At 69.7% G+C, this 20,108-nt stretch carries 20 protein-coding genes and 1 pseudogene; 9 read left to right on the top strand and 12 right to left on the bottom strand.

What is annotated here, in order from left to right; translation table 11 throughout:
• The first annotated feature begins 2 nt into the window (after positions 1-2).
• Positions 3-1,613 carry an alkaline phosphatase D family protein gene (locus HF999_RS05655; RefSeq protein WP_168544921.1) on the top strand — a complete coding sequence of 537 codons (1,611 nt, stop codon included), beginning with the start codon at positions 3-5 and terminating at the stop codon, positions 1,611-1,613.
• On the opposite strand, the gene HF999_RS05650 is transcribed toward HF999_RS05655, so the two are convergent.
• The gene (locus HF999_RS05650; protein ID WP_168544920.1) at positions 1,600-2,985 is read right to left on the bottom strand and encodes an LLM class flavin-dependent oxidoreductase; all 1,386 of its coding nucleotides are present in this window, start codon (positions 2,983-2,985) and stop codon (positions 1,600-1,602) included. The genes HF999_RS05655 and HF999_RS05650 overlap by 14 nt on opposite strands.
• A 75-nt stretch (positions 2,986-3,060) precedes the next feature.
• Positions 3,061-3,441 carry a VOC family protein gene (locus HF999_RS05645; RefSeq protein ID WP_168544919.1) on the bottom strand — a complete coding sequence of 127 codons (381 nt, stop codon included), beginning with the start codon at positions 3,439-3,441 and terminating at the stop codon, positions 3,061-3,063.
• A gap of 40 nt (positions 3,442-3,481) precedes the next feature.
• On the opposite strand from HF999_RS05645, the gene HF999_RS05640 reads away from it, so the two are divergent.
• The 5 genes from HF999_RS05640 to HF999_RS05620 all read left to right on the top strand — a co-directional run bounded on the left by HF999_RS05640 (position 3,482) and on the right by HF999_RS05620 (position 7,830).
• Positions 3,482-4,345: a ribokinase gene (locus tag HF999_RS05640; protein WP_168544918.1), complete on the top strand. Its 864-nt coding sequence runs from the start codon at positions 3,482-3,484 to the stop codon at positions 4,343-4,345.
• A 157-nt stretch (positions 4,346-4,502) separates the two neighbouring features.
• Positions 4,503-5,033 carry a diaminobutyrate acetyltransferase gene (gene ectA, locus HF999_RS05635; protein ID WP_168544917.1) on the top strand — a complete coding sequence of 177 codons (531 nt, stop codon included), beginning with the start codon at positions 4,503-4,505 and terminating at the stop codon, positions 5,031-5,033.
• Between the two features lie 35 nt (positions 5,034-5,068).
• On the top strand, positions 5,069-6,364 hold the full coding sequence (gene ectB, locus HF999_RS05630) for a diaminobutyrate--2-oxoglutarate transaminase (RefSeq protein WP_168544916.1): 1,296 nt from the start codon (positions 5,069-5,071) through the stop codon (positions 6,362-6,364).
• Positions 6,365-6,757, top strand: a complete 393-nt coding sequence (locus tag HF999_RS05625) for an ectoine synthase (RefSeq protein ID WP_168544915.1) — start codon at positions 6,365-6,367, stop codon at positions 6,755-6,757. It abuts the gene before it with no gap.
• 320 nt (positions 6,758-7,077) lie between these two features.
• Positions 7,078-7,830 (top strand): isocitrate lyase/PEP mutase family protein, encoded by a 753-nt coding sequence (locus HF999_RS05620; protein ID WP_168544914.1) that lies wholly within the window; start codon positions 7,078-7,080, stop codon positions 7,828-7,830.
• A 92-nt stretch (positions 7,831-7,922) separates the two neighbouring features.
• On the opposite strand, the gene HF999_RS05615 is transcribed toward HF999_RS05620, so the two are convergent.
• Together HF999_RS05615 and HF999_RS05610 are read right to left on the bottom strand one after the other, a co-directional pair.
• Positions 7,923-9,278, bottom strand: a complete 1,356-nt coding sequence (locus tag HF999_RS05615) for an MFS transporter (protein ID WP_168544913.1) — start codon at positions 9,276-9,278, stop codon at positions 7,923-7,925.
• 13 nt (positions 9,279-9,291) lie between these two features.
• Positions 9,292-10,662 carry an MFS transporter gene (locus HF999_RS05610; protein WP_312854029.1) on the bottom strand — a complete coding sequence of 457 codons (1,371 nt, stop codon included), beginning with the start codon at positions 10,660-10,662 and terminating at the stop codon, positions 9,292-9,294.
• 111 nt (positions 10,663-10,773) lie between these two features.
• Between HF999_RS05610 and HF999_RS05605 the strand changes: the two genes are divergently transcribed.
• Together HF999_RS05605 and HF999_RS05600 are read left to right on the top strand one after the other, a co-directional pair.
• Positions 10,774-11,808, top strand: coding sequence for a magnesium and cobalt transport protein CorA (locus tag HF999_RS05605; protein WP_168544912.1), 1,035 nt, complete (start codon positions 10,774-10,776; stop codon positions 11,806-11,808).
• Positions 11,809-11,845: 37 nt separating this feature from the next.
• A complete protein-coding gene (locus HF999_RS05600; RefSeq protein ID WP_168544911.1) occupies positions 11,846-12,712 on the top strand; it encodes a Sir2 family NAD-dependent protein deacetylase in 867 nt (288 codons plus the stop codon).
• Between the two features lie 43 nt (positions 12,713-12,755).
• Here the strand turns inward: HF999_RS05600 and HF999_RS05595 are convergent, their stop codons facing one another.
• From HF999_RS05595 to HF999_RS05580, 4 genes and pseudogenes are all read right to left on the bottom strand, one after another.
• A complete protein-coding gene (locus HF999_RS05595) occupies positions 12,756-13,757 on the bottom strand; it encodes a glycoside hydrolase family 3 N-terminal domain-containing protein (protein WP_168544910.1) in 1,002 nt (333 codons plus the stop codon).
• A gap of 192 nt (positions 13,758-13,949) precedes the next feature.
• Positions 13,950-14,458 (bottom strand): annotated as a pseudogene (locus tag HF999_RS05590) (ClpP family protease).
• Positions 14,455-15,072 (bottom strand): ClpP family protease, encoded by a 618-nt coding sequence (locus tag HF999_RS05585; protein WP_168544909.1) that lies wholly within the window; start codon positions 15,070-15,072, stop codon positions 14,455-14,457. Before HF999_RS05585 ends, HF999_RS05590 begins: the two are co-directional and overlap by 4 nt.
• A gap of 111 nt (positions 15,073-15,183) precedes the next feature.
• A complete protein-coding gene (locus HF999_RS05580) occupies positions 15,184-16,191 on the bottom strand; it encodes an AurF N-oxygenase family protein (protein WP_168544908.1) in 1,008 nt (335 codons plus the stop codon).
• Positions 16,192-16,301: 110 nt separating this feature from the next.
• Here HF999_RS05580 and HF999_RS05575 point away from each other — a divergent pair, with 110 nt between their 5' ends.
• On the top strand, positions 16,302-16,745 hold the full coding sequence (locus tag HF999_RS05575) for an SRPBCC family protein (RefSeq protein ID WP_168544907.1): 444 nt from the start codon (positions 16,302-16,304) through the stop codon (positions 16,743-16,745).
• 19 nt (positions 16,746-16,764) lie between these two features.
• On the opposite strand, the gene proB is transcribed toward HF999_RS05575, so the two are convergent.
• The 4 genes from proB to rplU all read right to left on the bottom strand — a co-directional run bounded on the left by proB (position 16,765) and on the right by rplU (position 20,099).
• Positions 16,765-17,859, bottom strand: coding sequence for a glutamate 5-kinase (gene proB / locus HF999_RS05570; RefSeq protein WP_168544962.1), 1,095 nt, complete (start codon positions 17,857-17,859; stop codon positions 16,765-16,767).
• 44 nt (positions 17,860-17,903) lie between these two features.
• Positions 17,904-19,364, bottom strand: coding sequence for a GTPase ObgE (gene obgE / locus HF999_RS05565; RefSeq protein WP_168544906.1), 1,461 nt, complete (start codon positions 19,362-19,364; stop codon positions 17,904-17,906).
• Between the two features lie 114 nt (positions 19,365-19,478).
• Positions 19,479-19,742, bottom strand: a complete 264-nt coding sequence (rpmA, locus tag HF999_RS05560; RefSeq protein ID WP_168544905.1) for a 50S ribosomal protein L27 — start codon at positions 19,740-19,742, stop codon at positions 19,479-19,481.
• 45 nt (positions 19,743-19,787) lie between these two features.
• Entirely contained in the window at positions 19,788-20,099 is a 312-nt protein-coding gene (rplU, locus tag HF999_RS05555) for a 50S ribosomal protein L21 (protein ID WP_068571018.1), read from the bottom strand.
• Positions 20,100-20,108 lie beyond the last annotated feature (9 nt).

Below are 20,108 nucleotides of genomic sequence, written 5' to 3'. Positions count from 1 at the left end.
CCATGCCCCTCAGTGAGTCCCCGTTCTCCCGCCGCACGGCCCTCCGCGCCGGCGCCGCCGGCGCACTGCTCGTCCCCGCCGGCGCACTGCTGTCCGCCTGCGGTACCTCGTCCGACGGTGCCGCGGCCTCGTCGTCGGCCGGCTCGACCGGTCTGGTGCGGGGCCGCCCCAGCCTCACGCACGGCATCGCCTCGGGCGATCCGCGGACCGACGGTGCCCTCGTCTGGGCCCGCTCGGACGTACCTGCGCGGATGATCGTGGAGACCGCCTCGTCGGAGTCCTTCAGCGACCCGCGCCGCTTCGAGGGCCCGAAGCTGGACCCGACGTCCGACGGTGCCGGACGGCTCCGCATCACTGGTCTCGAACCGGGGCAGACGGTGCACTACCGCGTCACTCTGGAGGGCGAGAACGGCGCGCGGTCCGAGGCCCTGGCGGGCACGTTCCGCACGGCACCGTCGGCGGCGGGGAACGTGAAGTTCCTGTGGTCCGGTGACGTGGTGGGTCAGGGCTGGGGCATCAATCGCGACGGCGGTATGGCGATCATGGGCGCGATGGCCGATGCGCGCCCGGACTTCTTCATCCACTCCGGGGACGCGATCTACGCCGACAACCCGGTTGAGGAGTCGCAGAAGCAGAACGACGGCGGCATCTACCGCAATGTCACCGCGCCGGCCAAGGCGCACGTCGCGCAGACCCTGGACGACTTCCGCGGCAACTTCGCCTACAACCTGCTCGACGAGCACTACCGCCGGTTCGCGGCGAACGTGCCTCAGCTGATCCAGTGGGACGACCACGAGGTGATCAACAACTGGTACCCGGGCGAGTCGCTGGCGGGACAGAACCGCAAGGGCTACACCGAGACCGATGTGAACAAGCTGGCCGAGTTCTCCTACCGGGCCTGGCGCGAGTGGCAGCCCGTGCAGCCGACGGAGGCCGCCGACGGCCGCCTCTACCGCAAGATCTCCTACGGCCCGCTACTCGACGTGTTCGTGCTGGACATGCGCAGCTACAAGGATCCGAACCCGAACAACTGGGCCACCACCGACGACGGCGGCATTCTGGGCGCCAAGCAGACTCAGTGGCTCATCGACGGTCTCAACTCGTCGAAGGCGGTGTGGAAGGTGGTCGCGAACGACCTGCCGCTGAGCATCGTCGTGCCGGACGCGCTGTCGGACCCCACGGACGGCCCGAAGTCGATGGAGGCGGTGGCGCAGGGCGACAACGGCGCGCCGCTCGGCCGCGAGATCGCGTTCTCCCGCATCCTGTCGCGGACCAAGGACGTGAAGAACGTCGTGTACCTCACCGCGGACGTGCACTACACGGCCGCGATCTCCTACCACCCGGACAGGGCCGCGTACCAGGACTTCTCGCCGTTCTGGGAGTTCGTCTCGGGCCCGCTCAACGCCGGCGCCTTCCCGAAGAGCCCGCTGGACGGGACCTTCGGCGCGCAGTACGAGTTCGTGCACGCCCCCGACAAGCCGAACGCGTCCCCCGCCGAGGGATTCCAGCACTTCGGCGAGGTGACGATCGACTCGGGCTCGCGGGCACTCACCGTGAACCTGCGCGACGCGAAGGGAGCGAGCCTCTACGCCAAGGAACTCACGCCGGCGTGACCGCGCCCGCGTAGCGGTGACGCTGCGCGGGGTGATCGACGGGGAGCCGATCCCCCTGCCCGAACAGCTTGTGGCGCAGCGTCCCGGGGGTGTACTCGGACGGGTACACGCCCCGTCGGCGCAGCTCCGGCACGATGAACTCGACGATGTCCTCGAAGGTGCCGGGAGTGATGGCGTAGGCCAGGTTGAAACCGTCGACATCGGTCTCGTCGACCCACTCCTGCAGTTCATCGGCGACGCGCTGCGCGGACCCCACGAGCACCGGGCCCATACCGCCGATCCGGCCCCACTTGCCGATGTCTTCCACCGTCCAGTCCTTGCCGGACGGATCGGCCTGCTGGAAGTTGGAGACGGCGGAGATGATCGCGTTGGACTGCACGTCGCCCACCGGGTCGCTCGGGTCGTAGGCGCCCAGGTCCACCCCCATCCAGCCGGACATGAAGACCAGCGAGCCCTCGACGCTCGCGTAGCGGTGGTACTCCTCGAGTTTCGCCTGCGCCTTGGCCTCCGTCTCGTCGGTCACGATGGTCAGGAGGGTGTAGACCTTGGCGGAGTACGGGTCCCGGCCATTGGCGACGAGGCCCTCGCGAACGGTCCGCACCACGTCCTTGAGGATCGCCTTGGTCGGCGCGGCCACGAAGATGGCCTCGGCGTTCTCCGTCGCGAACTTCAGGCCTCGGGGCGACGCACCGGCCTGGTAGATCACGGGGCTGCGCTGCGGCGACGGCTCGCCGACGTGGATGCCGGGCACGTCGAAGTACTTGCCGTGGTGTCCGATCGGGTGCACCTTCGACGGATCGGTGAACACGCCGCTCTCGCGGTCGCGGATCACCGCATCGTCCTCCCAGGAGCCCTCCCAGAGCTTGTACAGGACCTCGAGGTACTCGTCGGCGTGGTCGTAGCGCTCGTCGTGCTGCAACTGGTCCAGCTGTCCCATGTTCTTCGCCGCCGACGGCAGGTAGCCGGTCACCACGTTCCAGCCGATCCGGCCGTTGGTCAGATGGTCGAGCGTGGTCAGCCTGCGCGCGAACGGGAACGGGTGCTCGAATCCGGTGCCCGCGGTGATCCCGATCCCCAGGTGCTCGGTGGCGCCCGCGATCGCCGACGCCAGCAGGATCGGATCGGACACCGGCACCTGCGCCGCGTGCTTGATGGCGGCGTCCCCGTTGCCGTTGTACGCGTCGTAGATCCCCAGGACGTCGGCGATGAAGATGCCGTCGAAGGTGCCGCGCTCCAACAGCTTCGCCAGATCGGTCCAGTAGCTCAGTTCCTTGTAGCGATGGGACTGGTCCTGCGGGTGACGCCACAGCCCCGGCGACTGGTGGGCGACACAGTTCATGTCGAAGGCGTTGAAGCGGATCTGGCGAGTCATGGCGACCGACGCTAGGCGGGTCGCCCCGGCCCGCACAGGCTTGCACTCAGCATGATGCGATCCCGCCGGCCCCCATCAGGCCAGGTTGAGCTGCCAGGACACGCCGAACCTGTCTCCCACCCAGGCGAAGGCGGTCGAGAATCCGTACTCGCCCAACGGCATGTAGGTCTTGCCCTCCGCGCCGAGCACGGCGACGAGGCGCTCCAGCTCGACCCGATCGTCGCAGTCGACGAACAGCGAGGTCGACGGGGTGAAGTCGAAGGCGTGGTCCACGGCACTGTCGCTGATCAGCACGTGCTCGCCCTTGATCACCAGCTCGGCCAGCTGAATTCCCTGCGCCGGGTCCGCGTGCGGGACCGACGTGAGGACGGCACCGTCGAACGCCGCGACGTACAGGTCGATCGCGGCCGCAGCCGTGCCGCCCTGGAACATGAGGAACGGACGAATCATGGTCATGCACCGAGCCTACGGCGGCGGTGCGTCGTAGGGTGCGGACATGACATCGGTGGTCGTGGTGGGCAGTGTGAATCTCGATGCGGTCACGGTGTGCGAACGGTTCCCCCGGCCGGGCGAGACGGTCACCGGACGGTCGGTGACCTTCGGGCAGGGCGGCAAGGGTGCCAACCAGGCGAGGTCGGCGGCGCGGGCGGGCGGCGCGACCGTGTTCGTCGGCGCGGTCGGCGAGGATGCCGCCGCCGTGACGGTGCTGGACTCGCTCGCGGCGGCGGGCGTCGATGTCACGCGCGTGGCCCGGGTCCAGGGCAGCACCGGGTTCGCGAATGTCACGGTCGACGCGTCCGGAGAGAACCACATCGTGGTGGTGCCCGGCGCGAACGCCGAGGTCCTCGTCGACGACGGTGCGCGGCAGGCCATCGCCGCGGCGGACGTGCTGCTGCTGCAGCTGGAGATCCCGCTGGCGACGGTCGTCGATGCCGCCCGCACCGCGCGGGAGGCGGGCACCGTGGTCCTGCTCAACCCCTCGCCCGTGCAGGATCTCCCCGACGAACTCGTCGACCTGCTCGACGGGGTCATCGTGAACCGGGACGAGGCGCACGCGCTCGCGGAGGCCGTGCGCCGCGTCCCGCAGGTCGTCACCACCCTCGGTGGCGACGGAGCCCGCGCCTCCGGGCCGGACGGCGAGGTCGCGACGCCGGGATTCGCGGTGCGCGTCGTCGACACCACCGGTGCGGGCGACGCCTTCGCGGGCGCGCTCGCCGCGAACTGGCACCTCCCGCCGGCCGAGCGCCTGCGCAGGGCGAACGCGGCGGGGGCGCTCACGGCCACGGGTGCCGGAGCGGCGGCGGCGCCGTCCGCTGCGGAGATCGATGCCTTTCTCGCCGTTCAAGGCGGTGCCCGATGAGATTCGGCACCGCCCCGCGCCCGGCCGCCCGCTTCACCATCACCGCATTGTGATCCATCTCACATCACCCCGGCTCACTGGGGATACTCCGGTGTTCCGGTGACCGATTCCGGAGCGCGGGTGACTTCCACCGGGGCGATTGTTAGCGTCGAGAGCGATGAGCCCGTCTCACAAGAGCGATCCCACGGCCCCCGCGAAATCGGGGGTCACCACCCGTCGCCCGTCGATCGACGACGGAATCCGACTGTGGGAGATCGCCAGGGACACCGAGGTTCTGGATCTCAATTCGACGTACGCGTACACGCTGTTGTGCCGTGACTTCGCCGCCAGCTCCATCGTCGCCGAACACGACGGTGCCGTAGCGGGTTTCGTCACGGGCTACCGCCGACCCGACCGCCCGGACACGCTGTTCGTGTGGCAGGTCGCGGTGGATGCCGCGCATCGCGGCCACGGCATCGCCTCGCGTATGCTCATCGATCTGTTGGATCATCTTGCGGTGGCGGGCGTTTCACGCCTGGAGACCACGATCACCGCATCCAACACCGCGTCCCGGGAGCTGTTCGGCTCCGTGGCGAAGAAGCGCGGTTCCACTCTCACGGTGCGCGATCTGTTCGCCTCGCACCACATCTCCCCCACGCAATCCGACCCCCACGAGCCCGAGCAGCTGTACGTCATCGACCCCGCCTGACCGGCGGGGGCTGCAGGCCCACTAGGAGGATCACCATGTCCACCCTGACCGACGAGAACACCAGTACTGCTGATTTCGAGCAGCCCTCGATCTTCAGCACCCGCGAGTCGCAGGTGCGCAGCTACTCCCGCGGTTGGCCCGCCGTTTTCGACCGGGCCGAGGGATCGTGGCTGATCGACCGCGACGGCCGCCGCTATCTGGACTTCTTCGCGGGTGCCGGTGCCCTCAACTACGGGCACAACCACCCGAAGCTCAAGCAGGCCCTCGTCGAGTACATCTCCGAGGGGCACATCACCCACTCGCTGGACATGTCGACGGTGGCGAAGGGCGAGTTCCTGCAGACCTTCGAGGACAAGATCCTGCGTCCGCGCGGCCTCGACTACAAGGTGCAGTTCCCCGGCCCCACCGGCACCAACACCGTCGAGGCGGCCCTGAAGCTCGCCCGCAAGGTGAAGGGTCGCGAGTCGATCATCAATTTCACCAACGCCTTCCACGGCATGACGCTGGGCGCACTGTCGGTGACCGGCAACTCGATGAAGCGCGGCGGCGCGGGCATCCCGCTCGTACACGCCACACCGATGCCCTTCGACAACTACTTCGACGGCGTCGCACCGGATTTCCAGTGGTTCGAGGCCGTGCTCGACGACTCGGGCAGCGGCCTGAACAAGCCCGCGGGCGTCATCGTCGAGACCGTGCAGGGCGAGGGCGGCGTGAACGTCGCACGGCCCGAGTGGCTGCGCGCCCTGGCCGATCTGTGCGAGCGGCACGACATGCTGCTCATCGTCGACGATGTCCAGATGGGTTGCGGCCGTACGGGACCGTTCTTCTCCTTCGAGGTCGCGGGCATCACCCCGGACATCGTCACCCTGTCCAAGTCGATCGGCGGCTACGGCCTGCCGATGGCGCTCACCCTGATGAAGCCGGAGCTGGACGTGTGGAGCCCCGGCGAGCACAACGGCACCTTCCGCGGCAACAACCCCGCGTTCGTCACCGCCAAGCACGCGATCGACGAGTTCTGGTCGGACGAGGGCCTGGAGAAGGAGACCCGCCGCAAGGGCGCGCACATCGAGAAGCGCTTCACCGAGCTGTGCGCCGAGTTCCCCGAGCAGCTGAGCCACCGCGGGCGCGGCATGGTGCAGGGCCTGGTCTTCGCCGACGCCGACCAGGCCGGCGTGGTCTGCGCCGTCGCCTACGAGCAGGGTCTCCTCGCGGAGACCTCCGGCCCGTCGGATGAGGTGGTCAAGCTGCTACCGCCGCTGACCATCACCGACTCCGATCTCGACCTCGGCCTGGACATCCTGGCCACCGCGACCCGAAAGGTGCTGTCCTAAATGATCGTTCGTACCACCGACGAGATCACCGGCACCGAGCGCGATGTCGCCGCGGGCAATTGGCGCAGCAAGCGGATCGTCCTCGGCGGCGACAAGGTCGGGTTCTCCTTCCACGAGACGGTGATCGAGCCCGGGACCGTCAACGAGTTCCACTACGCCCACCACGTCGAGGCCGTCTGGCTCGTGGAGGGCGAGGGCACGCTCCTCGATCGCGAGACGGGCGTCGAGTACCCGCTCGCGCCCGGCACCATGTACCTGCTCGACGGCAACGAGCGGCACACCGTGACCACCCGGACCCGGATGCGCATGTTGTGCGTGTTCAATCCGCCCGTCGTCGGCACGGAGGTGCACGACGAGAACGGTGTCTACCCGCTGGTCACGGTCGCGGACTGATACTCCCACTGGGACGCCCTCCTCAACGACAACGTCACGCTGCCGACGCCGAGTTCGAAATCTTCAGCGAGAGGCCCAAGAGATCGACGAATCCACCGGCGTCGCACTAGAGGCGGGCGCAGATCTCGGTAGACGCTCCGACCGCGGCCGTGGGCACGTTGGACGCGATACGCAGGGCCGCCCGGGCGTGCCCTTTGCGCACGCGATCCACATCGTGAAGGTCCGGGGCGATCGCGTCGGAGCGTCATCCCCTCCGGTCGATGACTGACCTGTCGACCCGAACCGTGGCGCCCGCGCCGCGGATGCACCAGACTGGCGGCATGACCTCGCTCGCCGATCTGGCCGTCACGCTCAAGTCCCTGCACCGCAAGGGCGACCCCGTCGTCCTGCCCACCACGTGGGACGCCTGGTCCGCGAACACCGCCGTCGCGGCCGGGTTCGCCGCGCTCACCGTCGGGTCGCACCCGATGGCCGATTCGATCGGCAGGCCCGATGGCGAGGGCATGACCTTCGACGAGGCGATGACCCGCGTCGCCCAGATCACCTCGGCGGTCCCGGTTCCCGTCTCCGTCGACATCGAGTCCGGGTACGGGCAGTCCGCCGAGCGGATCATCGAGGGCCTGCTGGGTGCGGGCGCCGTGGGCCTGAACATCGAGGACACGGTTCACGGAGAGGGCGGCCGCTTCCGCGGGGCCCAGGAGCACGCGGACCTGGTCGCCGCTCTCCGCGCCGCGTCCGACGCCGCGGGCGTGCACGTCGTCATCAACGCCCGCACCGACATCTTCAAGAACGAGGTGGGCGAGGCGGAGGATCGGGTCGAGCGCGCCATCGCGCGGATGCAGTTGTGCGCCGACGCGGGTGCCGATTCGCTCTACCCGGTCGCGTTCCATGACGCGGCCACGCTCCGGCACCTCGCGGACGCCCTGCCCCTCCCCGTGAACGCGATCGCGAATCCCGCGACCGACGACCTGGCCGCCCTCGCCGCCGCCGGCGCGGGCCGGATCAGCTTCGGACCGATCTGGCAGATGCAGCTCACCGAACGGTCCAACGAGCTGCTCTCCCGCTGGCGCTGACGGCCGTAGCCGTAGGGCTGTTCTCGCGCGAGCGGTTCGACGCGCTGCGCGATCGCGTGCTGCGGGAGACCGGGTTGTAGCCGCCCGCGCGGCTACCGCGCACCGTCGACCGCGAAGGCGCTGCCGCGCTCCCGGTCGAGGTAGGTCTCGGACTTGTTGTGCAGGAAGAAGATGTACACGAGTAGCGAGATCGCGATGGTCACCGTCACGTAGACGATGAACCAGGTGACGTGGCCGGAGTTCTTCGCGGCCTCGTAGAGGACCGGCGCCGTCCCGCCGAAGATCGAATTGGCCAGGGCGTAGCCGATACCCACGCCAAGGGCCCGGATGTGCGACGGGAAGAGCTCGGCCTTCACGAGTGCGTTGATCGACGTGTACCCGGTGATGATCACGTAGCCGAGGCACACCATCGCGAGCGAGCCGATCGCGACGTGGATGTCCGGCAGGTAGGTGATGAGGAAGTAGGTGTAGATCACGCCGCCCACGCCGAAGAACACGAGCATCGGCTTGCGGCCGATCCGGTCGCTGATCATGCCGCCGATCGGCTGGATCAGCATGAGGAAGATGAGGCCGATGAGGTTGACCCAGGTCGCGACGAGGGCGTGGTCGGTGTAGGCAGTCTTGACGATGGCCGGCGCGTTGACGCTGTAGACGTAGAACGCGAGCGTGCCGCCCATCGTGATGAGGAAGCACAGCAACAGCCCTCGCCAGTACCCGGTGAGCAGCTCGCGCATGCTGCCCGAACTCGTATCCTTGCCGTCGCGCACCGCGGCCAGCTGCTCCTCGGACAGCGACTCGTCCATCGTCCGCCGCAGCCAGAACACGATGATGGCCGTGATGCCGCCGACGAAGAAGGCTATACGCCAACCGAAGTCGGACACCTGTGCCTTGGAGAACAGGCCCAGGAGCACGAGCAGCATGAACTGCGCCAGCACGTGACCGCCCACGAGAGTGACGTACTGGAACGACGAGAAGAAGCCGCGCCGCTCCCGCGTCGCCGCCTCGGACATGTACGTGGCGGACGTGCCGTACTCACCGCCCGTCGCGAAGCCCTGTACCAGGCGACACAGGACCAGGATCACCGCGGCCGCCAGGCCGATCGTCTCCCGGCCGGGCACGATCGCGATGACGAACGAACAGCCCGCCATCAGCGAGACGCTCATCGTCAACGCCGCGCGCCGGCCCTTCCGGTCGGCGTAGCGGCCGAAGAACCAGGATCCAACCGGGCGCATGACGAAGGTGACGGCGAAGATCGCGTAGACGTAGACGGTCGAGTTCTTGTCGGCCTTGTCGAAGAACTGGCTCTCGAAGTAGGTCGCGAACACCGTGTAGACGTAGACGTCGTACCACTCGACCAGGTTGCCGGAGCTGCCGCGCAGCGTGTTCCAGATGGCCCGCCTGGTCTCCGCCCGCGACGAGACAGGTTTCGTCGCATTCGATTCCGTCATGATGCCTTCCGTCCTAGACCTCGTCGGCGGAGCGGCCCGTGCTCCGATGGCCGAGGACGGCCACCGTGATCATCAGGGCGAGCATCGCCGCCGCCACCACCGCGAACACCCACACGCTGCCATGATCGTCGAGGATCGGAAGCAGAACGAACGGAAGGAACGCGGTCACGAGCTTCGACAGCGAGTACGCCGCGCCGGCCGCGGTCCCGCGGATCGCCGTGGGATACGAGTCCGCGAGGTAGACGTGGTAGGCGTTGGAGAACAGGTTGGAGGCCAGCGTGTACAGGAAGCCCGCCAGCACGATCTGGACGGGACTCGTCGCGAATCCGAACCACACGCCGAACACGGCCATCAGCCCCGCCGAACCGATGACGAGGTACCGCCGCTCGATCCGCTCGACGATCGGCAGCGCCAGCGCCGCGCCCAGCGGATAGCCGATGTACGACAGCGCCACGAACAGCAGCGAGGTCTGGATCGAGTAGCCCTTGGCCAGCAGCACGAGCGGCGCGATGGTGCCGAAACCGTAGTAACCGAACACCTCCAGGGCGGAGACGATCCACAGCATGACGGTGCGCCGCCGGTACGGCGGGCGGAAGAGCGCGCGGATCGTGATCGACCGGGACGCCACGGGGCGCAGCGCCGCATCGGGTTCGGCGAGCACCCGGCCCTCCGCCCGGGCCTGCGCCTCCAACCGCCGGACGATGGCGTCGGCCTCGTCGTAGCGCCCCTGCGCCTCCAGCCACCGCGGCGATTCGGGGAGGCCCCGTCGGACCAGCCAGACGAGGAGCGAACCGAACGCGCCGAACACGAACAGCAACCGCCAGCCCGGCAGCTCGGCTCCCCCGATCTCGAAGACATGCGGCGTGAGCCAGCGCGCGGCGAAGCCCACCACCGGGACACCGAGGAAGGACACGACATAGGCCAGCGAGATGTACTTGCCGCGCACGTTCTTCGGCAGGATGTCCGACAGGTAGGAATCGGCGAGCGCGAACTCGCCGCCGATCCCGATGCCCGCGATGAACCTGGTCACCACGAGGAACGCAGCGTTCGGGCTGAACGCGCCCGCGAGCGAGGCCGCCGAGTAGAGCGCCAGGTTGAGCATGAACGCGGTGCGCCGGCCGTACCGGTCGGCGAGGCGGCCCATGAAGAGCGCACCGATGAACTGGCCGATGAACGCGGAGGCCAGGAGCACCTTGAGCTCGTCGGCGCCCAGCGCGAAGTCCTTCTTCAGCACCGTCGCGATGGTCGCGGCCAGGAAGTTCTCGTACTGATCGAAGAACAGCCCGAGCCCGATCACCCCCACCGCGACGAAGTGCAGGCGCGTCATCGGAAGCCGGTCGAGCCGCGCCGCGATCGACGGCTCCCGCGTGGTCTCGGTGGTCACCCGTCGAAATATACTTCGATGTGCGAATTCATGTGGATCGGGCGTGACCGATCGGTGAACGCACGGCGCGAAGCCACGCACGTGGCCCGCGAATGCGGTTGAATCCAACCCGTGATCGTGGATTGCGCCCACTACGTCGACGGTGCCCGCCAGGCGGAGGCGGCCCTCCCGCCCCTCGACGCCGCCCGGCTGTGCGGTCGCGGAGGCTTCGTCTGGCTCGGCCTGTTCGAACCGATGCCCGAGGAGATGGAGTCCGTGCGACAGGCCTTCGACCTGCACGAGCTCGCCGTCGAGGACGCCCAGGACTACCACCTGCGGCCGAAGGTCGAGGATTTCGAGGCATCGGTCAAACTCGTCATCCTCCGCACCGCGCGCTACGACGACGACCGCGAGGAGGTCGACTTCGGCGAGATCAGCGTCTTCGTCGGCCGTGACTTCGTCATCACCGTGAGACAGGGCGTGGCGAGCGAGCTGCATCAGGCCCGCGCCCGGCTCGAGCAGAAGCCGGAACTCCTCGCACTGGGCACCGATGCGGTGCTGTGGGCCATCCTCGACCAGGTGGTCGACGGCTACGAGCCGGTCGTCGCGGGCCTCGAGCACGACATCGAGCAGATCGAGGCGACGGTGTTCTCCGGTGCGGTCGCTCCCACCGAACGGATCTACCTGCTCCGCCGCGAGGTGACCAACTTCTACCGCGCCGCTCACCCCCTGCTCGCCGTGGTCAACGCCGTCGGAAAGAGCCTCGGCGAGGAGCGCCTCGCCCCGTACCTGCGCGATGTCTACGACCGGCTCCAGCTGGTCAACGAGGAGGTCTCCGCCCAGCGCGACCTCCTCGGCACGATCCTCCAGGCCAACATCGCGGTCGTCTCGGTCCAGCAGGCGAACTCTGCGGCCCGGCAGAACAGCACCATGGAGCAGCTCACGGTGCTGGCCACGATCTTCCTTCCCCTGACCTTCATCACCGGCTTCTTCGGCCAGAACTTCGAGTGGCTGACCTCGCACATCGACGGCTTCTGGCACTTCATGATCCTCGGCATCGGCGGCCTCCTCATCCCGCTGATGGCGCTGGCGCTGTGGCTGCGCCGCAACAAGGCGCCCGAGGTCGATCCGTTCGCCAGCACGCATCCGGCACAGCGCAAGCGGTAGACGTCTGCGCGGCGCGACCGCGAGTAGCCTGGACGACGTGCGCACTGCGATACCCGCCTGGGAGCCCGCGGAGGCCACCGCGCCCGACGCGGACTTCACCGACCGGCTCGACCGGGCGCGGGAGTTGCTCCGGGAGCGCCGCATCCTGGCGCTGACCGGCGCCGGGATCTCCACCGCCTCGGGGATCCCCGACTACCGGAGCCCGGACGCGCCCCGTCGCACCCCGATGACCTTCCAACAGTTCCTGGGGTCCGCCGAGTTCCGGCGGCGCTACTGGGCGCGCAACCACCTCGGCTGGCGGCACATGGACGCGGCGCTGCCCAACGCGGCGCACCGTGGCCTCGCGGCGCTGCCCGGCGTCACGGGCGTGATCACCCAGAACGTCGACCTCCTGCACCTCAAGGCCGGCTCGCGCGGCGTTGTCGACCTGCACGGCAACTACGCCCAGGTGCGCTGCCTGAGCTGCGAGAACCGGATCAGCCGGCACCACCTGCACGCGCAGCTCGAACCCCTCAACGCCGGCTTCGTCGCGCGGATCGCCGGACGCGGCGCCCTCGAGGTCGCCCCCGACGCCGATGTCGTCATCGAGGACACCGGCGACTTCACGATGGTCGACTGCGGCGCCTGCGGCGGCATCCTCAAGCCCGACATCGTCTACTTCGGCGAGTCCGTGCCCAAGCCGCGGGTCGCCCGCGCGTTCGCGATGGTCGACGATGCCGAGGCCCTCCTCGTGCTCGGTACCTCGCTGACCGTGATGTCCGGCCTCCGGTTCGTCCGGCACGCGCGCAAGCAGGGCAAGCCGATCGTCATCGTCAACCGCGGCCGCACCCGCGGCGACGAGCTGGCGGACGTCACCGTCGACGTGGACGTCGCCACCGCGCTCCAGCGTCTCGCCCTGCCCTGATCACCTCCCCCGTCGGCGAGCGCGCCGGTGCGCCCGCGCGCGGTCAGAGGCCGGCGTACGCGAGAGCCGCCGCCGCTTCGTCGCCCTGGGCGACATCCCGAGCGGAGCAGCACAGCAGGTCGGCTCCGGCCCGGACCGCCGCGACCGCCCGCTGCCCCGTGGAGCCGTACGCGGCGAGGGCCCCCGCCTCCAGCGCGTCGGTGATGATCGTGCCCGTGAAGCCGAGCCGGCCGCGCAGATGGGTCTGCAGGATGGTCCGGGACATGCCGGCCGGGTTCGCCGCGTCCAACGCGGGATAGACGGCCCACGACGGCATCACCATCCGCACCCCCGCGGCGATCGCCGCGGAGTACGGCGCCATGTCGACCGACTGCAGGGTCGCAGCCGGCAGGTCGACGGTGACCGTGGTCAGGTCCGTGTTCGCCCCCGCCGGCGCAGCACCCAGGCCCGGGAAGTGCTTGGCGCACGCCGAGATCCCTGCGCCCTGCGCGGCCCGGATGAAGGCCGCGCCGCAGTCCGCGACCACCTTCGGATCGGACGAGAAGCTGCGCTGCGTGGCGTCCAGGAAGTCGCCGGCGGATCGGTGGACGCCGAGCACGGGTGCCAGGTCGCCGGTGAGCCCGGCCCCGCCCAGCGCAGCGGCGGCCGCCGAGCCCTGCGCCCGCGCGGCGGACGCCGGGTCCGCGGACGCGCCCACCTGCTGCGCGGACGCGGCGGGACCGCCGGGAACCCTGTTGACCTGGCCGCCCTCCTGATCGGTGAGCAACGCCAGCGAGCCCTTCGCCGCCGTGCGGAACTCGGCCGCCACCTCCGCGAGCTGGCCGGCGGACGCGATGTTCTCCGCGAAGAAGATGATGCCGCCGACGCGGCCCTGCGAGACCTTGGTGAGCAGCTCAGCGGGCGGCGTGAGGCCGCGGTAGGAGTACACCACCCGCCGCCCCGCGTCCGGCGCCGCCACCGCCCGCCCGGCGGACACCGCTGTGAGGGTCGCGAACACGGCACCCGTGCCCGCGACGAGGAACGTCCGACGGTCGAAGTCCACCATGCCCACCGAGGGTACGCACCGCCCCACGCTGCTCACAGCGGATCCGACGGTGCCGGGGCCCGGCCCGTCGTAGCGTGAGGCCCATGCAGACCCGCAGCGAGGCACTGTTCCGGCACGAGCTCGGCGCCCACCTGCGCCGGCTGCGGCACGAGCGCGGGGAACGGCTGGCCGACACCGCCCACCGCGCCGACATCAGGCCTCCTCGATCACCTCGTCGATCAGCCCGTACTCGACGGCCGCCGCGGCGGTGAAGACGCGGTCGTGATCGGTGTCGGCGCGCAGCTGTTCGGGGGTCTGCCCGGTGTGCCGCGCCCCTGCGCCGACGGCTGATGCAGCACGACCCGCGAGTGCGGGAGCCCCATCCGCCGGCCCGGTGCGCCGCCCGCGAGCAGCACCGCCCCGACCGCGACGGCCTGCCCGACGCACGTCGTCGCCACCGGCGGCCGGATGTACCGCATGGTGTCGTAGATCGCCAGGGCCGCACTGGGATCGCCGCCCTCGCAGTTGATGTAGAGCTGGATCTCGCCCTCGCCGTCCGAGGCGAGGAACAGCAGCTGCGCGACGATCGCGTTCGCGACCCCGGCGTCGATGCCGGTGCCGAGGTAGACCACCCGCTCCGAAAGCAGATGCGAGTACACATCGGTGATGCGCTCGCCGGTGGGGCGCCGGTCGATGACATTGGGGATCGTGTAGGTGCTCATCGTGGGAACCCCGCGAGGTCGAAACCGGTGCGGCGGCGGCCCGGGACGATCGTGTCGAAGGACTGCACGATCTCGTCGACGAAGCCGTAGTCGCGGGCCTCCTGCGCCGTGTACCAGCGGTCGTGCAGCGAGTCCTCGAAGATCTGCTCCAGCGGGCGTCCGGTGTCCTCGGCGATCAGGCCGAGCACCGTGTCGCGGGTGTGCCGGAGGTCGCCGGCCTGCAGCTCGATGTCGACGGCGGTGCCGCCGATGCCCGCCGACCCCTGGTGCATGAGCACCCGGGAGTGCGGCAGCGCCCGGCGTTTGCCCGGCGTTCCCGCGGACAACAGGAACTGCCCGGCGCTGTAGGCGATGCCGAGCACCAGGGTCGAGACATCGCAGGGGACGAGCCGCATGACATCGCGGATCGCGAGCATGGACGGCACGGAGCCGCCGGGCGAATGGATCCACAGCGCGATATCACCGGGACTCACCGCGGCGAGGGAGAGGATCTGCGTGGCGAGGAGGGAGCCGTTGTCGTCGTCGAGCGGACCGTCGAGGACGACGACCCGATGGTCGTAGAGCTCACGGCGCACCCGCTCGCTGAACCTGGGGATGGTGGGTGTGTCTGTCATGCCCCCATCGTGGCGCGGGCCTCGTGCCCGAGGAAGACGAATCCGCCTGGGGCGGAACCGCTCACAGCAGCTCCGCCGCAGGCGGATCGGATTCCTCGGGTCTGCGGAGGATCAGCCGGCCGCGTAGGCGGGCTCGCTGCGGAAGCGGGAGACGCGGCCGTCGATGCCGAGCGCCCGCCACAGCAGGCGCGACACCGGGTTCATCAGCTTCGTCTTCTCCGCCAGCAGGCGCACATCGCCGAACACCTCGCGCTTGACGGCCTGCGACTCCGGGGAGCGCCAGTACATCTGCTTCCACTCGGCGCGCGGGATCTCGAAGCGCTTGCGGAACTCGCGCGGCGGCACCGCGATCGCGGTGAGCAGCGAGCGCATCACGAGCGGCAACGCGAGCGAGAGCAGGAACCGCGGGAACGCGCCGCGCGTGGGGATGCGGTGCTCGAGCAGCTGATGCGCGAACGAGATGTGCCGCGCCTCCTCCGCCACGTGGATCTGCATGACCGCGGTCATCGTGGGGTGCTGCTCGATGCCGGAGCGCAGGAACTGCTTCTGCACGTGGTCGATCGGCTCCTCGCCGCCGAGCACGCCCATGTAGAAGATCATCGGGAAAGTGGTGGCCGCCAACGGAATGATCGGCGACAGCCGGCGGAACCACAGCGGGCCGCCGGGCACGTCCATGCCGATCCGGTTCACGAACTCCTGGAACATCAGCGTGTGCTGGCACTCCTCCTTCGCCTCGTGCGTGGCGTAGCGGAACTCCGGGGAGCTGTTCGGCTGAACGGCCGTGTACTGCATGATCCCGCGGATCAGCACCGACTCGAACTGCAGGCCCACCTTCGCCACGTTGGCCTGCCGCCACATGCCCATCTCGATCTGCTTGGCCCGCGGCTGCGCCTGATACCACTCGGTGCGGCCGATCGGATCGAAGCGGGAGTCGAGGATCCAGCGCGGATCATCCGGGGTGACCGCCAGCTCCGGCGAGTCCCAGTCGATGTCGACGTACGGGTCGAAATTGCGCTGGACCGAGGCCTCCGACAGGTCGACCAGCGTCTGCTCGTACTCCGCCTGCCCCTCGAAGGGACGCCCGCGCGTCCGTCCCATGTGGGTGATGTGCAGTGCCATGTCGACCTCCTACTACCCGGCTGACACACTTGAACCAAGAACGTACCACGCCGATGGACAATTCCAGCCCATCTGTATGAATACCCTGGTCCTGCGTGTAGGGTCGCCGCGTGACCACGATCAACCACACCGCCACCGCCGCCGTCCCCGTCGACCGGGCCTTCGCGCACGTCGCGGACTACCGGACCGTGCCGACGTGGTTCTTCGGGATCAGCCGGTTCGTGCCGCAGGGCACGAAGGACTACGGCCTCGGCGCCGTCTACGACTCCGCGGTGAAGATCGGGCCGAAGGAGATCGGCTCCATCGTCGAGGTCACGGAGTTCGACGAGGACAGCCTGATCACGCTGAAGTCGATCTCCGGGTTCCGCACCACCTCGCGGTGGCGGTTCCGCGCCGTCGACGAGGGGCGCACCGAACTCGCCGTCGAGTTCACCTACGACCTACCGGGCGGTCTCGCGGGCAAGGCCCTCGGCATGCTCATCGAGCCCTTCGCCGTCCAGTCCGTGAAGGCCTCCGAGGCGGCGCTGCGCCGGGACCTCGAGGGAGCGGCGTAGCCGCGGGGCCATCGGCCGCTCAGCGCACCGGCACGAGGTCGTCCGCATGGACGACGGGACGCCGCAGCCCCTCCGGCAACTCCGCGGTGCCCTGCCCGAGCATCGCCTCGATCTCCGAGTGGTCGTAGGCGACGACGCCGCGGGCCCGCACGGTGCCGGCCGCATCGCACAGGTTGACCACGTCTCCCCCGGAGAACGTGCCGCTCACACCGTGCACCCCCGCCGGCAGTAGCGACCGCCGGCGGTCCACGACCGCGGCCACGGCACCGTCGTCCAGCACCAGCTCCCCGTGGACGTCAGCGGCGTGCCGCACCCAGAACCGCCGCGCCGACAGGCGCACGGCCCGGGGCCGGAAGACCGTGCCCACGTCCGCACCGTCGAGCGCCCGGTCGGCGAGCGCCGCCGCGGTCAGCAGCACGGGCACTCCCGCGTCCGCGGCGAGCCGAGCGGCGGACAGCTTCGACGCCATCCCGCCCGTGCCGAGCGCGCCGCCGGAACCGGCCACCACCCCGTCGAGGTCCTCCGGGCCGTCCACGGCCGCGATGAGCGAGGCCTCGCCCTTGCGCGGGTCACCGTCGTAGAGCCCGTCGACATCGGAGAGCAGGACGAGCGCATCGGCGCCGGTCAGGTGTGCGACGAGGGCGGCCAGCCGGTCGTTGTCGCCGAAGCGCACCTCGTTCGAGGCCACCACGTCGTTCTCGTTGATGATCGGGACGGCACCGAGCGCGCGCAGCCGGTCGAGCGTGCGCTGCGCGTTCGCCGCGTGCACGCGCAGACCGATGTCGTGCGCGGTGAGCAGCACCAGCGAGACGATCCGCTCGTAGCGCCGGAACGACGCGCCCCAGGCGTTGGCCAGCTGCAGCTGCCCCACCGAAGCGACGGCCTGCTTGGTCGCGAGGTCCGTGGGGCGGCGCTTCAACCCCAGCGGCGCCATGCCCGCGCCGATCGCGCCGGAGGAGACCACGATGACCTCGGTGCCCCGGTCCAGGCGCGCGACGATCGCGTCGGTCAGCGCGTCCAGGCGATCCGACGCGAGGCCGTGCTCGAGATCGGTCAGCGCCGAGCTGCCGATCTTGACCACCAGCTTGCGGGCGCCCGCGACGAGGGCCCGCATGTCGCCGTCGAGCAGCTCGCCGTGGGACGCCGCGGGCGCCTCGGTCACAGGTCGTCCTCGTCGTCGCTCGCCAGGCCGCGCCGCACGTCGTGCTGGTGGCGACGCTCGGCGGCGCCCACGCGGTCGTTCTGCTCGAGCCGGATATCGGTGCCGCGGCCGGTGACCGGCACGTCGTCGATGGTGCCGAGCGAGGGCTCCCAGTTGAAGCAGACATCGCCGATGGTGACCGGGGCACCGGGCTCCGCACCGAGCTTGACCAGCTCCTTCTCGACGCCGAGCCGGTTGAGCCGGTCGGCCAGGAAGCCGACGGCCTCGTCGTTGTCGAACGGCGTCTGCTTGATCCACCGCTCCGGCCGCGGGCCGCGCACGATGAAGCCGCCCGGCTGGGCGGGGTCGGAGATGACCTCGAACCCGGACTCGTCGATGGCGATCGGCCGGATGACGGGGCGACGGGCGACCGGGGTCCCCCGCTCCTCGCGATAGCGCTGCACCAGCTCGGCGAGCGCGAAGGTGAGCTCACGCAGGCCGGTGTGCGCCACCGCGGAGATCACGAAGACCGGCCAGCCGCGCGCCTCGAACTCGGGGCGGACCATCTCGGCGAGTTCCTCGGCGTCCGGCACGTCGGCCTTGTTGAGCACGACGATGCGGGGCCGCTCGGACAGGTCGCCCAGGCCGGTGTCGGCGGCGAGGGCCGGCTGGTACGCGGCCAGCTCGGCCTCCAGCGCGTCGACATCGCTCACCGGATCACGGCCGGGCTCCAGGGTCGCGCAGTCCACGACGTGCGCGAGCACGGCGCACCGCTCGAGGTGGCGCAGGAAGTCCAGTCCCAGACCGCGGCCCGTCGACGCGCCGGGGATGAGGCCCGGGACGTCGGCGATGGTGAAGGTGGTCTCCCCCGCCGACACGACGCCGAGGTTCGGCGCGAGCGTGGTGAACGGGTAGTCGGCGATCTTGGGCTTCGCGGCCGAGAGCACCGAGACCAGCGAGGACTTCCCCGCGGACGGGAAGCCGACCAGCCCCACATCGGCGACCGACTTGAGCTCGAGCACCAGATCGCGCGCCTGGCCCTCTTCGCCGAGCAGCGCGAAACCGGGCGCCTTGCGCGCCTTCGACACCAGTGCCGCGTTACCCCGGCCGCCGCGGCCGCCCTGGGCGGCGTCGAACCGCGTGCCCGCGCCCACCAGATCGGCGACCATCCTGCCGTCGGTGTCCAGGACGACGGTGCCGTCCGGCACCTTCAGGACCAGGTCCTGTCCGGAGCGTCCCTCGCGGTTCCCGCCCTCGCCGGGCTTGCCGTTGGTGGCCTTGAGGTGCGGGCGGAAGTGGAAGTCGAGCAGCGTGTGCACCTGCGGATCGACCTCGAGGACCACGGAGCCGCCGCGCCCGCCGTTGCCGCCGTCGGGACCGCCGAGCGGCTTGAACTTCTCGCGGTGGATCGAGGCGCAGCCGTGGCCACCGTTACCTGCCGTGACATGCACCGTCACGCGGTCGACGAACCTGGACATGGATGAACCTCTTTCTACCGGGTGTCCGCCCGAGGGCGGAAAAACGAAAGCGGGCGGGTCCCTGACAAGGAGACCACGCCCGCCTTCGAGAAGACTTCGTACTGCTGCCGCGGACTAGGCCTCCGCAGCGACCGGCACGATGTTGACCGTCTTGCGGCCACGCTTGGTGCCGAACTCGACGGCGCCGTCCGCGAGAGCGAACAGCGTGTCGTCGCCGCCACGGCCGACGAGAACGCCGGGGTGGAAGTGGGTGCCGCGCTGGCGGACCAGGATCTCACCGGCGTTGACCTTCTGGCCACCGAACCGCTTGACGCCCAGTCGCTGGGCGTTGGAATCACGACCGTTGCGCGAGCTGGACGCGCCCTTCTTGTGTGCCATCTGGCTACTCCTGTACTAAAAGTGTGAGTGGTCTTCGTTCGCCGGTCAGGCGATCGCGGTCACCTTGACGACCGTGAGCTTCTGCCGGTGGCCCTGACGCTTGTGGTAGCCGGTCTTGTTCTTGAACTTGTGGATGCGGATCTTCGGGCCCTTGACCTGATCCACGACCTCGGCGGTGACCGAGATCTTTTCCAGCGCGGCGGCGTCGGTGGTGAGGTTCGCACCGTCGACAACGAGCGCCACGGGCAGCTTGACGCTGCTACCGAGCTCACCGTCGATCTTCTCGACCTTCACCAGGTCGCCGACGGCGACCTTGTACTGCTTGCCGCCGGTCTTGACGATCGCATACGTGGCCATCTTCTCCGC

Source organism: Tsukamurella spumae (assembly GCF_012396015.1).
In the GTDB taxonomy this organism is placed as follows: domain Bacteria; phylum Actinomycetota; class Actinomycetes; order Mycobacteriales; family Mycobacteriaceae; genus Tsukamurella; species Tsukamurella spumae.
This window is presented reverse-complemented; position numbering and strand designations above follow the sequence as displayed.

What these genes read in the sequence shown, in the direction of transcription:
- HF999_RS05655 (WP_168544921.1), top strand. Translation starts at nt 3, where the DNA reads ATGCCCCTCAGTGAGTCCCCGTTCTCCCGCCGCACGGCCCTCCGCGCC.
- HF999_RS05650 (WP_168544920.1), bottom strand. Translation starts at nt 2,985, where the DNA reads ATGACTCGCCAGATCCGCTTCAACGCCTTCGACATGAACTGTGTCGCC.
- HF999_RS05645 (WP_168544919.1), bottom strand. Translation starts at nt 3,441, where the DNA reads ATGACCATGATTCGTCCGTTCCTCATGTTCCAGGGCGGCACGGCTGCG.
- HF999_RS05640 (WP_168544918.1), top strand. Translation starts at nt 3,482, where the DNA reads ATGACATCGGTGGTCGTGGTGGGCAGTGTGAATCTCGATGCGGTCACG.
- ectA (WP_168544917.1), top strand. Translation starts at nt 4,503, where the DNA reads ATGAGCCCGTCTCACAAGAGCGATCCCACGGCCCCCGCGAAATCGGGG.
- ectB (WP_168544916.1), top strand. Translation starts at nt 5,069, where the DNA reads ATGTCCACCCTGACCGACGAGAACACCAGTACTGCTGATTTCGAGCAG.
- HF999_RS05625 (WP_168544915.1), top strand. Translation starts at nt 6,365, where the DNA reads ATGATCGTTCGTACCACCGACGAGATCACCGGCACCGAGCGCGATGTC.
- HF999_RS05620 (WP_168544914.1), top strand. Translation starts at nt 7,078, where the DNA reads ATGACCTCGCTCGCCGATCTGGCCGTCACGCTCAAGTCCCTGCACCGC.
- HF999_RS05615 (WP_168544913.1), bottom strand. Translation starts at nt 9,278, where the DNA reads ATGACGGAATCGAATGCGACGAAACCTGTCTCGTCGCGGGCGGAGACC.
- HF999_RS05595 (WP_168544910.1), bottom strand. Translation starts at nt 13,757, where the DNA reads ATGGTGGACTTCGACCGTCGGACGTTCCTCGTCGCGGGCACGGGTGCC.
- HF999_RS05585 (WP_168544909.1), bottom strand. Translation starts at nt 15,072, where the DNA reads ATGACAGACACACCCACCATCCCCAGGTTCAGCGAGCGGGTGCGCCGT.
- HF999_RS05580 (WP_168544908.1), bottom strand. Translation starts at nt 16,191, where the DNA reads ATGGCACTGCACATCACCCACATGGGACGGACGCGCGGGCGTCCCTTC.
- proB (WP_168544962.1), bottom strand. Translation starts at nt 17,859, where the DNA reads ATGCGGGCCCTCGTCGCGGGCGCCCGCAAGCTGGTGGTCAAGATCGGC.
- obgE (WP_168544906.1), bottom strand. Translation starts at nt 19,364, where the DNA reads ATGTCCAGGTTCGTCGACCGCGTGACGGTGCATGTCACGGCAGGTAAC.
- rpmA (WP_168544905.1), bottom strand. Translation starts at nt 19,742, where the DNA reads ATGGCACACAAGAAGGGCGCGTCCAGCTCGCGCAACGGTCGTGATTCC.
- rplU (WP_068571018.1), bottom strand. Translation starts at nt 20,099, where the DNA reads ATGGCCACGTATGCGATCGTCAAGACCGGCGGCAAGCAGTACAAGGTC.